General features: G+C 60.6%; 1 protein-coding gene. It reads left to right on the top strand.

Annotated elements, in window-relative coordinates:
- Positions 1–49 precede the first annotated feature (49 nt).
- The gene (locus AM379_RS19195) at positions 50–18055 is read left to right on the top strand and encodes an Ig-like domain-containing protein (protein ID WP_106504093.1); all 18006 of its coding nucleotides are present in this window, start codon (positions 50–52) and stop codon (positions 18053–18055) included.
- Positions 18056–18118: the final 63 nt, after the last annotated feature.

The raw sequence follows: 18118 nt of genomic DNA on the forward strand, positions 1-18118 counted from the left end.
ATTTGGTGGACATATCCACAGGAATCCGGACACCTGCAAGGAGAGGAAAATGAGTAACGTAAAAATTGTTGATGTCATCATTCGCAAAACGGCCGAGAAAACGAAATTAACCGGAGAGGGTAATTTGTCGGTTTCTATTTCTTCGCCGAGTGTGATTGAAATTCAGGGTTCTGCTCAGGATGTTGTGCGTTATGTTCGCCAGGGTAAAGACCTGCTTATTTATATGAAAGACGGCAGCGTTATTCGCTGCAATAACTATTTTGTTGAAGATCCACAGACCCATAATCAATCAGAACTGGTCTTCAACGATCAGCAGGAACTGACGCATATTTCTTTTGCCGATGCCGGGGAAGCGTCTGGCGTTGCTGTTACCGAGTTAACCGCGCAGGCTACGCCGGTTGCCAGCATTGAGCCTTTCCTTGAGCAGGGAAGCGTTCTCAATGACGCGCCATGGGGATGGATTGCAGGCGCTGCGTTGGGCGGCGGTGCCATTGGCGCACTGCTGGCGCACGGGGGTGACGGCGAAACCAAAACCAACGTCATCGACAACACCAAAGATGTTGAAAGCGCGACGCCGACCTTTTTGCTGACGGACAACGCGGGTGATAAGCAGGGTGTGCTGAGTGGCAAAGCGATCACGGACGACAACACCCCAACCTTTAGCGGTACCGGGCAGCCGGGCGCGACCATTCAGGTTAAAGACAGCAGCGGAAGCACCATTGCCAGCACCATGGTCGGGAAAGAGGGTACCTGGACCGTAAAACTCCCGACTCAGGCTGACGGCGAACATACCTGGTCTGTCGTGCAAATCGACGGGAGCAAAACGACGCAGGCGGGCAGCATTACCGTCACAATCTCTACCGCTGACGCCAGCATCACGCTGGGGACAACGGCCGGTGACAACGTGATCAATGCCAGCGAACACTCCGCTGGCTTTACGCTGTCCGGCACAAGCAAAAATCTGGCGCAGGGAACCGGGCTTACCGTCACGCTGAACGGTAAAACCTACACGGCGGAAGTGGGGGCCGGCGGCGCATGGAGCGTGAACGTGCCTGCCGCGGATGCACAGGCGCTGGGTGATGGCACCTGGACCGTGAACGTCAGCGGTAAAGACGCCGCGGGCAATACCGTGAGCGGCAGCCAGACGATAGGTGTGGATACCAACGCGCCAGCGCTTTCTATTGATACGATTGCGCAGGACAACGTCATCAACGCGGCTGAGCACAACCAGGCGCTGATGCTCACCGGTAAAACCGATGCGGAAGCCGGCCAGATTGTGACGGTAACGCTCAACGGGAAAAATCATACCGCCACGGTGGGGAGCAACGGCACGTGGTCCGTTACGCTGCCCGCCAGCGAGGTGCAATCGCTGGCGAATGGCGACCATACGCTAACGGTGAACGTCAGCGATAAAGCGGGGAACGGATCTTCCACGACCGTCGATTTCACCGTGGATACCGCCGCCCCGGTCGTGACGATTAACACCGTTGCTGACGACAATATCCTCAATACCAGCGAGCAGGGCCAGGCGCAGATTATTTCCGGTACGGCGAGCGGCGCCGCAGCAGGGGATGTCGTGAGCGTAACCGTTGGCGGTCAGACCTTCACCGGTGTGGTGCAGGCGGACGGCAGCTGGAGCGTGGGGGTGCCTGCGTCCGTGGTGGGCTTGCTGGGAGAAGGCAACCACAACATTACGGTTTCCGTTACCGATGCCGCGGGCAATACCGGCAGCGCCACACACGGCATTACGCTGAGCGGTAACCCACCGGAATTTACCGTTCATGCCATCAGCCAGGATAACGTTCTCAATGCTCAGGAGGCTATGCAGCCGCTGAGTCTGACCGGCACCAGCACGCTGCCAGACGGCAGCGCCATCACCGTGACGCTGAACAACGTCAATTATCAAACCGTTGTCGAGAACGGGAGCTGGTCAGTTCAGGTACCCGTTTCCGACGTCCTGCAACTGGCGAACACGCTGTACACCGTCAGCGTCAGCGGTACCGACAGCGTGGGCAACAGCGGCTCAGCGGAGGCCACACTGCTGGTTGATACCGTGTTGCCACAGGTGGTCATTAATACCTTTGCCGGCGACAACCGGGTGAATAACGCCGAAGTGGCCGCCGATCAAACGATCAGCGGTCGTGTCACGGGTGCAGCGGCGGGGGATACGGTGTCTGTTTCCGTTGGCGGCAAGCATTACAGCGCCACCGTGGGTAGCGATCTGACCTGGAACCTCACTATCCCGTCTGCGGATCTCAGGGCATTCGGCGACGGCGACCTGACCATTACCGCGTCAGTCACCAACAGCCACGGCAATACGGGCAGCGGCGAGCGCGATATCAATATCAACGCGGCGCTGCCGGGTCTGCGCGTCAACACCCTTTCCGGTGATGACGTGATCAATGCCATTGAGCAGCATCAGGATCTTACCGTGACCGGCTCCAGCAGCCATCTGGCCGCAGGCACGCAGATCACCGTCACCATCAATAACGTCGACTATGTCACCGTGGTCAACGCCACCGGTGGCTGGCAGATTGGTGTCCCGGCGAGCGACCTCCAGTCCTGGACGCCGGGCCATATCGCGGTGCACGTCAGTGCAGAAGATGCGTGGGGCAATGCCGTTGCCGCTGAACATCCGATCGAACTCGACCTGAACGCCGTGGTGGTGACTGTTGATGTCATCTCCGGTGATGACCGGCTGAACGCGGCGGAAAAAGGCAGCGATCTCACGCTCTCTGGCCAGACGCAGGGCGTGGAAGCCGGGCAGACTGTGGTGGTGAAATTCGCCGATCGGACCTATACCGCGCAGGTACAGCAGGATGGCTCCTGGAGCCTGACCGTACCGGCCAGCGCCATGGAAACGTTGATTGACGGCCGCGCGCAGGTGAGCGTTAGCGTGACGAACGTTAACGGCAACAGCGCCGATGCGTCGCGCGTGGTGACGGTCGATACGCTGCCTCCGGACATCACGATCAATAATCTGACCGATGACAACATCATCAGTGCCGCCGAAGCGCAGCAGGATATCGTGTTAAGCGGTAGCAGCACGGCGGAAGCGGGCCAGACGGTCACCGTCGCGCTGAACGGTAAAACCTACCAGACCACCGTTCAACATGACGGTAGCTGGCAACTGACAATACCTGCCGCGGACGTCGGCGCACTGGTCGATGGCACCGTCACGATAACGGCAACTGTGAGCGATGTGGCAGGTAACAGCAGCAGCACGGATCGCGTCGGGCTGGTGGATGCCACCGTACCGCAGGTGACCATTAACGATTTTGTCACCGATACCAATACCATAAACCAGCTTGCCCATACCCAGGCGCAGGTCCTCAGCGGCTCCGTGACCGGAGCGGCAGCGGGTGATTGGGTCACGGTGACCATCAATAACGTCGATTACACCACCGTGGTGGATGCGGCGGGCAACTGGAGCCTCGGCCTGCCTGCGTCTGTGGTACAGGGCCTGGCGGACGGAACCTGGACGATTACGGTCTCTGTGACCGATCAATCTGGCAACACCGGCAGCAGCACCCTGGAGGTGGTGGTTAATACCGTGACGCCGCAGATAGGTATTCACACTCTGGCAGCGGACGACGTGATTAACGCCACGGAAAAAGGCGAAAACCTGCTGCTTTCCGGGACCAGCAACCAGCCAGAAGGCACCCCGATCACCGTGGCCCTGAATGGCATTCACTACACCGCCATTACGGATGCCAGCGGTAACTGGCGTGTTACCGTACCGGCATCCGCAGTAAGCGCGCTGGGCGAGGCGCACTACACGGTGACGGCGAGCGTCACGGACAGTGTGGGTAACAGCGCGTCGGCCACGCACGATGTGCTGGTAGACAGCTCGCTGCCGGTGGTCACGCTCAACACGCTGGCGGGCGATAACATCATCAACGCGGCGGAACTGGCGGCAGGCCAGACCCTGACGGGGAAAGTCGCCAACGCGGCGGCAGGCGACATTGTCACCCTTACCCTGGGCGGCCAGACGTATACCGTTGCGGTGCAGGACGATCTTACCTGGAGCCTGCCGTTAACCCAGAGTCAGTTAACCGCGCTCGGTAACGGTGAGCTGACGGTTACGGCCAGCGTGACGAATGCGCACGGAAACACCGGTTCTGCCGCGCTGGACTTCACCATCGACGCCCAGTTGCCTGGTCTGCGTATTGATACCGTGGCGGGCGACGATGTTATCAATATCATCGAGCACGGTCAGAATCTGATTGTTTCCGGTACCAGCACCGATCTGGCCGCGGGCAGCACCGTTACCGTGACCATTAACAACATTGAGTACGTCGCCACGGTCCTGGCCGATGGAACCTGGAAAGCGGCTGTGCCTGCGGCGGATGTCAGCCAGTGGCCGGACGGTCCTCTCAACATTACAGCCCGCGCACAGGATGCTTCCGCCAACCCGGTGAATATCGGGACCGTGGTGGATGTCGATCTCGCCCCGGTCGCGATAAGCGTTAACAGCGTGACCCCTGATAACGTGCTCAATGCGGCAGAGAAGGGACACGATCTGGCGCTCTCCGGCACCACGTCTGGGATCGAAGCCGGTCAGACGGTGACGGTCACCTTTGGTGGCAAAAGCTACACCACCACCGTGGATGCGAATGGCAACTGGGCTTACACCGTTCCGGCTGCGGATGTAAGCGGCCTGAAAGAGGGCGATGCCCGCGTTCAGGTGAGCGTGAGCAACGTGAATGGCAACCCGGCGTCTTCGTCACACGAATTCAGCGTCGATACCACTGCGCCGGCGGTCACCATCAATACGGTCAGTCACGACAACATGCTCAATGCGGCAGAGGCGGCACAGGATCTCACCCTGAGCGGCACCTCGACTGCCGAAGCGGGGCAGACGGTCACGGTGACCTTTAATGGCAATCAATACACCGCACAGGTACAGGCTGACGGCAGCTGGACGCTTGACGTGCCGGCAGCCGATCTGGCCGGTATCACCGACGGCACTGCCGTCGTTACGGCGACCGTGTCGGATAAAGCCGGTAACCCGGCCAGCACGGATGCGTCTGTGCTGGTGGACACTACCGTGCCGCAGATCACCTTCAACACCGTTGCCGGTGATGACATTCTGAATATTGCTGAACACGGTCAGGCGCTGATCGTTTCTGGCACAGTCACCGGGGCACAGGCAGGCGACGTGATCACCGTGACGCTGAACGGTAAAAATTACAGCGCAATGCTGGACGCGTCCGGCAACTGGAGTATGGGTATTCCGGCGGCTGACGCGGGCGCGCTGGGCAATGGCGACCATACGATGTCTGCGACCCTCACCGACAAAGCGGGCAACAGCACCACGCAGACGCATGAGATTGCGGTTTCCCTGACCGCTCCGGTTATCGCTATCAATACCGTTGCGGGCGATGATGTGATCAATGCCATCGAGAAAGGCGAAGATCTGCAACTCTCCGGCACCAGCAACCAGCCGGACGGCACCACGATCGTCGTGACCCTGAATGGCATTAACTACACTGCCACGACTGACGCCAGCGGCAACTGGAGCGTGACGGTACCGGCAGCAAACGTCTCGGCGCTGGGCGAAGCGAACTACACCGTTACCGCGAGCGTGACCGATACCGCAGGCAACAGCGCGAGCACCAGCCATCAGGCACTTGTCGACAGTGCGCTACCGGTGGTGACCATTAACGCTGTCGCCATTGATGATGTCATCAATGCGGCGGAAGTGACTGCGGGACAGACCCTGAGCGGAAAAGTCAGCGGTGCCGCGAGTGGTGACACTGTCACTATTTCAATGGGGGGCAACACCTGGACCGCCACCGTTGAGGATGATCTGAGCTGGTCGGTCAATGTGCCGCCTGAAGTCTTAAAGGCCATTGGCAACGGCGATTTGACCGTGACGGCAAGCGTCACTAACGGTCACGGCAATACCGGCTCCGGCAGCCGCGACATCACCATTGATGCCAACCTGCCGGGTCTGCGGGTCGATACCGTGGCGGGCGACGATGTGATTAACAGCATCGAGCATGGTCAAAACCTGATTATTAGCGGCTCCAGTGATGGGCTGAAAACTGGCTCTGCGTTGACGGTGACCGTCAATGGTAAAACCTATGCGGCGACGGTTCTGGCAGACGGGACCTGGGCGGCAGCGATCCCGGCCGCCGACGTCAGCGCGCTGAACGCAGGCAAGGTGACGGTAACCGTTGAGGGTCAGAGCACCGCAGGAAACCCGGTGACGATTGCGCATGACGTCATGGTCGATCTGGCCGCGGTGGCGATCAGCGTCAACGCGATTGCCACCGACGACGTGATCAACGCGGCGGAAAAAGGCACTGATCTGGTCCTGTCGGGTACCACCACCCATGTCGAAGCTAACCAGACCGTGTATATCACCTTCGGCGGCAAGTCTTACACCGCGACCGTGGATGCCAGCGGTAACTGGACCGCTACCGTGCCTTCTGCTGATTTAGGCAGCCTGAAGGAGGGCGATGCCAGCGTGCAGGTGAGCGTCACCAACGTGAACGGCAACAGCGCGTCAGCGGGCCGTGAATACAGCGTGGATACGACCGCGCCGACGGTCACTATCGACATTGTCAGCGACAACAACATCATTAATGCGTCTGAAGCGCAGCAGGATTTGGTGGTTAACGGCATCACGAACGCGGAAGCGGGTCAGACCGTGACCGTTACGCTGAACGGCAAGGATTACACCACCACCGTGCAGGCGGATGGCAGCTGGAGCCTGAGCGTACCGTCAACCGACCTGAGCGGCATTATCGACGGAAACTACACCATCACCGCGGCGGTATCCGACAAAGCGGGTAACCCGGCCTCGGTGGATCGTGACGTGCTGGTGGATACCACGGTGCCGCAGTTGACCATTCACACCGTTTCGGATGACGACGTCATCAACAGCGTTGAGCACGCGCAGGCGTTGATTGTCACCGGGTCTGTCACCGGCGCGGCAGCGGGTGATGTGGTCACCGTCACCATCAATAATAAATCTTACACCGCCACGCTGGATGCCGCGGGCAACTGGAGCGTGGGAGTGCCTGCGGCCGACGTCACTGCTCTGGCCGCCGGGGATCACACCATCACCGCGACCCTGACCGATAAAGCGGGTAACAGCAACAGTGCGACGCACGACGTGGCCGTCAACCTTACCGCTCCGGTGCTGACCATTGACACCGTTTCAGACGACGATGTCATCAATAGCACCGAGAAAACGCAGGATCTCACCCTCACCGGCACCGCGTCAGGTCTGGCGGCGGGCGCGATCGTCACCGTGATGCTGAACGGCAAAGCCTACAGCGCAACGGTGGATGATAACGGGCTGTGGACGGCTACCGTTCCGGCGGATCAGGTCGGCGCACTGGGTGAAGCGATCTACACCCTCACGGCGTCTGCAACCGATGCTGTTGGCAACAGTACCAGCGTGACTCACACCGTGAACGTGGAGTCTGTCCTGCCGGGTGTCACCATCAACACCGTGGCTGGCGACGATATTATCAATACCGCGGAGCTGGCGACCGGCCAGACTCTCAGCGGTACCGTGGTGAATGCCGAAGCGGGCAACACCGTCACCGTGACCCTCGGCGGTAACACCCTGACCGCCACGGTGCAGGATGACCTGACCTGGTCCGTCAACGTCCCGCAGTCCGTGTTAACCGCACTGGGTAACGGCGAACTGACCGTCACCGCCAGCGTGACTAACGGCGTGGGCAACAGCGGCACCGGCGAGCGCGATATCACCATCGACGCCAGCCTGCCGGGCCTGCGCGTGGATACCGTGGCGGGTGACGATGTGATCAACAGCATCGAGCATGGTCAGAACCTGATCGTGACCGGCACCAGCGAAGGACTGGCGGCAGGGACCGCTCTGTCCGTAACGGTAAATAATAAAACCTATCCGGCCACCATGCTGGCTGACGGCACCTGGAGTGCGGCTATTCCGGCGGCCGATATTGGCGCGCTGGCGGCAGGCACGGTAGCTGTCACCGTTGAGGGGCAGAACAGCGCCGGTACGCCGGTGTCCATTACCCACAATGTGACGGTGGACCTTGCGGCGGTCGCCATCGGGATTGACGCCATTGCCACGGATGATGTGATTAACGCGGCTGAGAAGGGCGCGGACCTGGTGCTCTCTGGCACCACCTCCAACGTGGAGGAGAATCAGACCGTCAGCATCCTCTTCGGCGGTAAAACCTATACGGCGTCGGTGGATGCTGACGGCAAATGGACGGCGACGGTGCCGTCTGCCGACCTGGCCGGTCTGAAAGAGGGCGATGCCAGCGTGCAGGTGAGCGTCACCAACGTCAACGGCAACAGCGCGTCTGCGGGCCGCGAGTACAGCGTGGATACCACCGCGCCGTCCGTAACGATTAACACCCTGGCGGCTGACGACATCCTGAATGCGACCGAAGCGAAAGCTGACCTGACGGTGTCCGGTACCAGCACCGCCGAAGCGGGTCAGACGGTCACCGTGAGCCTGAACGGGAAGAACTACACCACTACCGTGGGCGCAGACGGCAACTGGGCGCTGGACGTTCCGGCAGCCGACCTGGCGGCGCTCACGGACGGCAGCGTGACCGTGACGGCCGCCGTCAGTGACAAGGCGGGTAACCCGGCCTCGGTGGATCATAACCTGACGGTCGACGTGACGGTGCCGGTCGTGACCATCAACACCGTGGCAGGCGACGACGTGATTAACGTGGCTGAGCATGCGCAGGCGCAGATCGTCAGCGGCTCCGCCACCGGCGCGACGGCGGGCGATAAAGTCACCGTGACCCTTGGCAGCCAGACCTACACCACCGTGCTGGACGCCGCGGGTAACTGGAGCGTGGGCGTTCCGGCGAACGTGATTTCTGGCCTCAGCGACGGCACCGTGACGGTCAGCGTCAGCGTCACCGATGCCGCGGGCAATACCGGATCAGGCACCCATAACGTGACCGTCGATACCGGTCTGCCTTCCGTGGGCTTCAGTACCCTCAGTGGTGACAACGTACTGAACGCGGTGGAGAAAGGTCAGGATCTGAGCGTCAGCGGTACCAGCGCCAACCTTGCGGAAGGCACCCTGGTCACCGTGACCCTGAACGGTAAACAGTACACCGCAACAACCGCGGCGGACGGCGGCTGGAGCCTGACGGTACCGGCAGCGGATCTGGCCGCGCTGGGTGAGGCGAACTACACCCTGAGCGCAACCGCGACGAACACCGTGGGGAACAGCGTCAGCAATACGGCGAACCTGCAGGTCGATACCGCGCTGCCGACCGTTATCATCAACACCGTGGCCGGTGACAACGTGATCAATGCGGCGGAAGTGGCTGCCGGTCAAACCCTGAGCGGTACCGTTGCCCACGCCGAAGCGGGCAATACCGTCACCGTTACGATGGGCGGTAACAGCTGGACGGCGACGGTGCAGGATGACCTGACCTGGTCCGTCAACGTGCCTTCAGAGGTGCTGACGGCGCTGGGTAACGGCGGACTGAGCGTGACGGCCACCGTCACCAACGGACACGGCAATACCGGTTCCGGCGAACGCGATATCACCATTGACGCCAGCCTGCCGGGCCTGCGTGTCGATACCGTGGCAGGCGACGATGTGATTAACAGCATCGAGCATGGCCAGAACCTGATTGTCAGCGGCTCCAGCGATGGGCTGGCAGCGGGCACGGCACTGACCGTCACCGTGAACGGCAAAACCTATGCGGCGTCCGTACTGGCGGACGGGACCTGGAACGCAGCCGTGCCGGCCGCAGACGTCAGCGCGTGGCCGGAAGGCACCGTGAAAATTACCGTTACCGGCGATAGCCCGACAGGCAACCCGATGACCATCAGCCACGACGTGACGGTGGATCTGGCGACCGTGGCGATCAGCATTAACGCCATCGCTACCGACGACGTGATTAACGCGGCGGAAAAAGGGACCGATCTGGTGCTGTCAGGTGCGACCACCAACGTGGAAGCCGGACAGACCGTCACCCTCGCCATGGGCGGTAAAATCTATACCACCACTGTCGATGCCAGCGGTAACTGGACTTATACCGTACCGTCTGCCGACCTGACCGGTCTGAAAGAGGGCGATGCCAGCGTGCAGGTGAGCGTCACCAACGTCAACGGCAACAGCGCGTCTGCGGGCCGCGAGTACAGCGTGGACACCACCGCGCCGTCCGTAACGATTAACACCCTGGCGGCTGACGACATCCTGAATGCGACCGAAGCGAAAGCTGACCTGACGGTGTCCGGTACCAGCACCGCCGAAGCGGGCCAGACGGTCACCGTGAGCCTGAACGGGAAGAACTACACCACCACCGTGGGGGCAGACGGCAACTGGACGCTGGACGTTCCGGCAGCCGACCTGGCGGCGCTCACGGACGGCAGCGTGACCGTGACGGCCGCCGTCAGTGACAAGGCGGGTAACCCGGTCTCGGTGGATCATAACCTGGCTGTTGACGTGACGGTGCCGGTCGTGACCATCAACACCGTGGCGGGCGACGACGTGATTAACGTGGCTGAGCATGCGCAGGCGCAGATCGTCAGCGGCTCTGCCACCGGCGCGGCGGCGGGCGATAAAGTCACCGTGACCCTTGGCAGCCAGACCTACACCACCGTGCTGGACGCCGCGGGCAACTGGAGCGTGGGCGTTCCGGCGAACGTGATTTCCGCGCTGCAGGATGGCACCGTGACGGTCAGCGTCAGCGTCACCGATGCCGCGGGCAATACCGGATCCGGCACCCATAACGTGGCCGTCGATACCGGGCTGCCTTCCGTGGGCTTCAGTACCCTGAGCGGCGACAATGTGCTGAACGCGGTGGAGAAAGGTCAGGATCTGAGCGTCAGCGGTACCAGCGCCAACCTTGCGGAAGGTACCCTGGTCACCGTGACCCTGAACGGCAAACAATACACCGCAACAACCGCGGCGGACGGCGGCTGGAGCCTGACGGTACCGGCAGCGGATCTGGCCGCGCTGGGTGAGGCGAACTACACCCTGAGCGCAACCGCGACGAACACCGTGGGTAACAGCGTCAGCAATACGGCGAACCTGCAGGTCGACACCGCGCTGCCGACCGTCATCATCAACACCGTGGCCGGTGACAACGTCATCAATGCAGCGGAAGTGGCGGCAGGCCAGACGATCGGCGGGAAAGTGGTGAACGCCGAAGCGGGTAATACCGTGACGGTCTCTGTCGGTGGCAATACCTACACCACAACGGTACAGAGCGATCTGAGCTGGTCTGTAGACGTCCCGCAGTCCGTGCTGACCGCGCTGGGTAATGGCGACCTGACCGTCACCGCAACGGTTACCAACGGACACGGCAATACCGGTTCCGGCGAGCGTGATATCTCCATCGATGCCAGCCTGCCGGGCCTGCGTGTCGATACCGTGGCAGGCGACGATGTGATCAACAGCATTGAGCAGGGTCAGAACCTGATTGTCAGCGGCTCCAGCGATGGGCTGGCAGCGGGGACCATGCTTACGGTAACGGTGAACGGCAAAACCTATGCGGCGTCCGTACTGGCGGACGGGACCTGGAACGCGGCTATTCCGGCGGCGGATGTAAGCGCGCTGCCGGCAGGAACGGTAACCGTTACCGTTGCAGGCCAAAGCACCACGGGCAATCCGGTGACCATCAGCCATGACGTCACTGTTGATCTGGCGACCGTCGCCATCAGCATTGATACCATTGCCGTTGACGATGTGATTAACGCGGCGGAGAAAGGGGCAGATCTGCTGCTTTCCGGCACCACCAGCAACGTGGAAGCCAACCAGACCGTCAGCATCACCTTTGGCGGCAAGCACTACACGGCCACCGTTGATGCCAGCGGTAACTGGACGGCGACGGTACCGTCTGCTGACCTGGCCGGTCTGAAAGACGGCGATGCCAGCGTACAGGTGAGCGTCACCAACGTGAACGGCAACAGCGCCTCAGCAGGGCGCGAATACAGCGTCGATGCGACCGCGCCTGCCATGACGATTGATACGGTTGCCGGCGACAACGTGATCAACGCCAGCGAAGCGTCTGCAGGTGTGGCCATCACCGGCACCACCACGGCAGAAGCGGGTCAGACGGTCACCGTAACGCTCGGCAATAAGCAGTACACTGCGCAGGTTCAGGCAGGCGGCACGTGGAGTGTGAATGTGCCCGGGGCCGACCTGACCGCGATGGCCGACAACGGCTACACCGTACAGGTTAGCGTGAGCGATGCGGCCGGTAACCCAGGCAGCGCGGATAAAGCCATTACCCTTGACACCACGCCACCGGTTATCAGCTTTAACGCGGTCGCCGTTGATGATGTGATCAACAGCGTGGAGCATGCGCAGGCGCAGATCGTCAGCGGTAGTGCAACCGGTGCAAACGTCGGCGACAGGCTGGTGATTACCGTCGGGTCTCATCAGTACACGACAACGGTAGATGCGAGCGGCAACTGGAGTGTGGGCGTACCGGCCAGCGTCATTTCCTCGCTGGCTGACGGCACCGCGACCCTCAGCGCAACCATTACCGACAGTGCGGGCAACAGCAGCACGAAGACCCATGATGTGGTGGTCAACACGGCCTCGGTGGCGCTGACCGTGAATACCATTGCCGGCGACGACGTGATCAACGCGGCAGAAGCAGGCACCTCGCTGGTGATTAACGGCTCGAGCGCGCAGTTTGCCAGCGGGACGCAGGTCACGGTAACCCTGAACGGTAAAAGCTACACCGCCACCATTCAGAGCGACGGCTCCTGGACGACTACCGTGCCGGCTGCTGATGTGGGCGCACTGACCGATGGCGGACATTATCCTGTCTCCGTTGCTGCCCAGGACAGCGCGGGCAACAGCGCGTCGGCAACGCACAGCATCAGCGTGGATACCACCGCGCCGGTGATCGGTGTGAATACGCTCTCTGGCGACGACGTGTTAAATGCAGCAGAAGCACAGCAGCCGCTGACCGTGCATGGTTCTACCAGCGCGGAAGCCGGGCAGACCGTTACCGTAACGCTGGGGGGTAAAACCTACAGCGCAACGGTGGCGAACGATGGTACGTGGACGCTGGATGTGCCAGCCGCCGACCTGGCGGCCCTGAATGAAGGGGCGCTGACGCTGACCGCTTCAGTCAACGATAAAGCGGGTAACAGCGGACAGACCACTCACACCCTGACGGTGGATACCGTGGCGCCAACCGTAACCATCGGCACTGTGGCGGATGACGATATTATCAATAACGCTGAGCAGCTGGCAGGCCAGACCATCAGCGGCACCACCACGGCGGAGCAGGGCCAGACGGTGACGGTTTCCTTCAACGATCACAACTATCAGGCGACCGTGGGGGCGGACGGCTCGTGGTCGGTCTTTGTGCCGGGGCATGATTTCCTCGGCCTGAGCGACGGAAATTACACCCTAACGGCGACGGTGAACGATAAGGCCGGTAACCCGGGCAGCGCGACGCACGACGTGACGCTGAACGGTGATGTCCCGACCATAACTATCCACTCCTTTGCGCAGGACGATATCGTCAGCGCCGCTGAACATGGTATCCCTCTGGTGGTCGGTGGTACCACCGACGCGCCTGCGGGCCAGACGGTGACCATCACCCTGAACGGCAAAACCTACACCACAACCGTGCAGGCTGACGGTAGCTGGAACTACACCGTAGGCAGTGCAGACGTGACCGCGCTGGCAGATGGAGGATCGTATGTGATCCATGCCCAGGTGAGTAACACCATCGGTAACACTGCCAGCGACGATCACACCGTGACCGTGGATCTGACCGCGCCGTCAATGGGGATCAGTATCGACGCCCTGCAAAACGATACCGGGCTGAGCGCGAGTGATTTCATCACCAACGACAGCCAGATTATTGTTAACGGTTCATTGACCGCGCAGCTCGGCAATAACGAGAAAGCGCAGATCAGCGTGGACGGCGGGGCGAGCTGGATTGACCTGGCCGTCACGGGCACCACCTGGCGCTACACCGATGGCCGCACCCTGACGGACGGTACGTATCAGTACCAGGTCCGCGTGATTGATAACGCGGGTAACGTAGGGGCAACGGACAGCCAGAACGTGGTGGTGGATCTCACCGCGCCTGCGGCGACGACCATTACGGTCGATTCCGTCAGTCAGGATACCGGTTTGTCTGGCAGCGACTTTATCACCAGCGATAACCAGATCAGCCTGAAAGGGACGCTCGGTGCGGCGCTGGGGAGTGGCGATCACGCGCAGATCAGCCTCGATGGCGGTGTAACCTGGACGGATGTCAGCGTCAGCGGACTGAGCTGGACCTGGGTTGATACCCGCACGCTGGCGGACGGCGATTATAACTATCAGCTTCGCGTGATTGACGATGCGGGCAATATCAGCGCCACCACCAGCCAGGTGGTCACCATTGATACCGTGGCACCCGATGCCAGTAAAACCATCGCCATTGACAGCATCAGCGATGACACTGGCCTGAGCAGCAGCGACTTTATCACCCATGATACCTCGCTAACGCTGCATGGCTCGCTCGGCGCGACGCTGGCTGACGGCGAATATGCGCAAATCAGCATCGACGGTGGCGTGACCTGGCAGAACGTGATTGTCACCGGTAACAGCTGGTACTACGTGGACGGCCGCACGCTGGGTAATGCCACCTATGACTATTATGTGCGCGTGGTGGATGCCGCAGGTAACGTGGGATCCAGTGCCCATCAGCAGGTGACTGTCGATACGGTCGCCCCGGATGCGGCGATTACGGTGACCGTGGATAACATCACCGTGGATACCGGCTTCGACCACAACGACTTCCTGACCAGTTCAACGTCATACACCCTGAACGGGACGCTGGGGGCGCAACCCGGTGCGGGCGAGTATGTTCAGGTCAGTATGGATGGCGGCACCACCTGGGTTAACGCGACGGTGAATGGCACACAGTGGAGCTATAACGACACGCGTACCCTGGCCGACGGTAGCTACAACTATCAGGTGCGGGTGGTCGATCTGGCCGGTAACGTCGGGGCAACCACGTCGCAGACGGTCACGGTTGATACCCACGCGCCTCAGTACGGCATCACCATTGACAGCATCAGTGAAGATACCGGGCAGTCCGGCACTGATTTCATCACCATGGACACCACGCTTACGCTCAACGGCTCGCTTGGCAGCGCGCTGGCCAATGATGAACGCGTGCAGATTAGCCTGGACGGCGGGAATACCTGGACAGATGCAACGGTAACCAACCAGCGCTGGAGCTACACCGATACCCGCGATCTGGCTGACGGTGATTACACCTATCAGGTGCGGATTATCGACCAGGCGGGCAACGTGGGCTCAACCTCATCGCAGGTGGTGACGGTGGATACCACGCCGCCAACCACCGTGGGAACCGTGGTGAGCTATACCGATGACGAAGGTGAGCGTCTGGGCTCCTTTGGCAGCGCGATGGCGACGGATGACAGCTCGCCGCTGATCAACGGAACGCTGAACCGCGCACCGGATGACGGTGAGATTGTGCAGCTTTATCGTGACGGGATCCTGCTGGGCCAGGTCACGATGAACGGTAGCGCAAGCTGGTCCTTCCAGGATAACGGCCTGAGCGATGGCAATCATACGTATATCCTGCGGGTAACCGATAAAGCCGGTAACTATACGGAATCGGACGGGTTTGTACTGAACGTCGATACCAGTATCCCGACCACCACGGCGGCAATTACCGCGCAGACAACATCGGATACCACGCCGATTGTCAGCGGAACGGTCTCCGCGGATCTGGTGAACGGCGAGTACCTGGTGGTGAATGTGAACGGTAAAACCTACACCTCGCAGACGGGCGGCGCGGTGGTGGTCGACCCGGATCACAACACCTGGTATCTGCAGATCCCGGACAGCGATGCACTGAGCGTTGCCAGCTATAACGTAACGGCACAGGTGAAGAGCAGCGCGGGTAACGGCAATACCACCGGGACGGCGAGCGGCAGCCTGGTGATTGACACCACCACGGTGAATACCAGTTGGGCCACCACGGCGGGTAACAGCGAAAACTCGACCATGACCGTCGGCATGAACAGCAGCGGCCTGTGGAATATCATTGCTAACGGACAGTCCTATTCCAGCAGTGATGATTCAACCTACGCGGCGAACGCGCTGACCAATACGCGTGGCTACCCTGCCGTTAGCCAGACCGCTGCCGATTTTGACCGTAACGGCACGCAGGACATCTTTGCGACTGAAACCACCTACGGCGGGTCTACACAGGTGATGTGGACCTACGATGGCAGCACTTACAACGCCAGCCAACTGGGTATGGGAACCACTATCTGGTACGGCGGTGTCATTGCCTACGATAAAACCGGTGACGGGTATCTGGACCTTGCGTATGGCGATGCCGGTGCGGACTCCATTACCTACCTTATTAACAACAAGGGGGTACTCACGCCGGATGGGAGCTATGGCGGCGCCGGATTCTGGGGACAATTCACCACCATGCGTGAAATCTCCGGCGTTGACCTGAATAACGACGGCACCGTGGATGTGGTTCAGCACACCAACCGCAGCGGCGCGTACTCGCTTACCGTGATTAACAACAACGGTAACGGGACGTTATCCCTCGGTCAGAACCTGACTAACGTGTTTGTGGCAAACGTGGCGAATACCACCACGGCGGCGTCGATGACGTGGGCGGATTTCAACGGCGATGGCTACATGGATCTGTACCTGGGCAGCAGCTATAACAACAACGGCGGGGTGATCTACTACAACGACGGTACCGGGAAACTCTCCACCACCAAGAGCGCGGTTGAGGCCTCTAACGCGTCAGCAGGGTATCTGTCGGTGGCGGTGGACTGGAACGCTGACGGCCAGATGGACGTCATCAAGCTCAGTACCTACAGCGGATCGCAGACCGCAACCCTGTTTACCAACAACGGTTACGGTTCAAGCTGGACATCAAGTCAGCTGGCTTCCGGACTGGCGAACGTCACCGGTGTGGCCGCCGTGGATTACAACTGGGACGGCGCGCAGGATCTGCTGGTGTCGCAGCAGAACGGCAAAGTGGTGCTGGTGCAAAACAGCAAAACCGTTGCCGACGGCACGGCGATGCATCTGCACATTGTCGACAGTGAGGGTATCAACGCCTACTACGGTAATACGGTCAATCTGTATAACGCGGCGGGCGTACTGGTGGCCTCGCAGATCATCAACGCCCAGTCCGGTATCGGTTCGAACGATACCTCTGCACTGGTGAGTTTCTACGGTCTGGATCCGAATGAAACTTACTCGGCCGAGATCCTGAAAATCACCAATGGCGTGTCGGATAACGTCACCTGGAGCGGTCTGGAAGCCGGCAACGGTAAAGAGGGCTACGTCCTCACTGCCGAAGCAGCAACCGGAGGGCACAGCGGGACGCTTACCGGTACCGGGTATAACGATACCTTTATCGCCGAGGACGGCACGTATACCTATAACGGTTCCGGCGGCTGGACGACCCACTCGGATCACGACACCTGGAGCAACACCGGGGGTATGGACGTGGTGGACTACCGCAATGCGACGTCCGGCGTGACCGTCGACCTGCGTCTTTCTACCGCGCAGGACACCGGGTTTGGTACCTCACGCCTGCTGAACATTGAGGGCATTAACGGCTCGGACTTTGACGATGTCATTACCGGTAACAGCGGTAACAACCAGTTCGAAGGCCGTGGCGGTAACGACACGTTCAATATTGGCAGCGGCGGTCACGATACGCTGCTCTACACGTTGATCAACGCCTCCAATGCCACAGGCGGTAACGGCAGTGATGTGGTGAACGGCTTTACGGTAGGCACCTGGGAAGGCACGGCGGATACGGACCGTATTGACCTGCGCGACCTGCTTTCAGGCAGCGGCTACACCGGTACGGGCTCAGCGAGCTATGTGAACGGGGTCGCCACGCTGGACGGCAGTGCGGGGAATATCACCGATTACATCCGCGTGGTGCAAAACGGCAGCAATACCGAAATCCAGGTTGACCTGGACGGTAGCGGCGGCCAGTTCTCACCCACAACGCTGGTCACGCTGAACGGCGTGCAGACCGATCTGGCTACGCTGCTGGCAAATCATCAACTGTTAATTGCGTAAAACTATGCCGCGAGGAGCGATCCTCGCGGCCTTTTGCGTAGCTATAACGAAGAGCGATAAAAG

This window comes from Enterobacter cloacae complex sp. FDA-CDC-AR_0132 (assembly GCF_003010695.1).
In the GTDB taxonomy this organism is placed as follows: domain Bacteria; phylum Pseudomonadota; class Gammaproteobacteria; order Enterobacterales; family Enterobacteriaceae; genus Enterobacter; species Enterobacter ludwigii.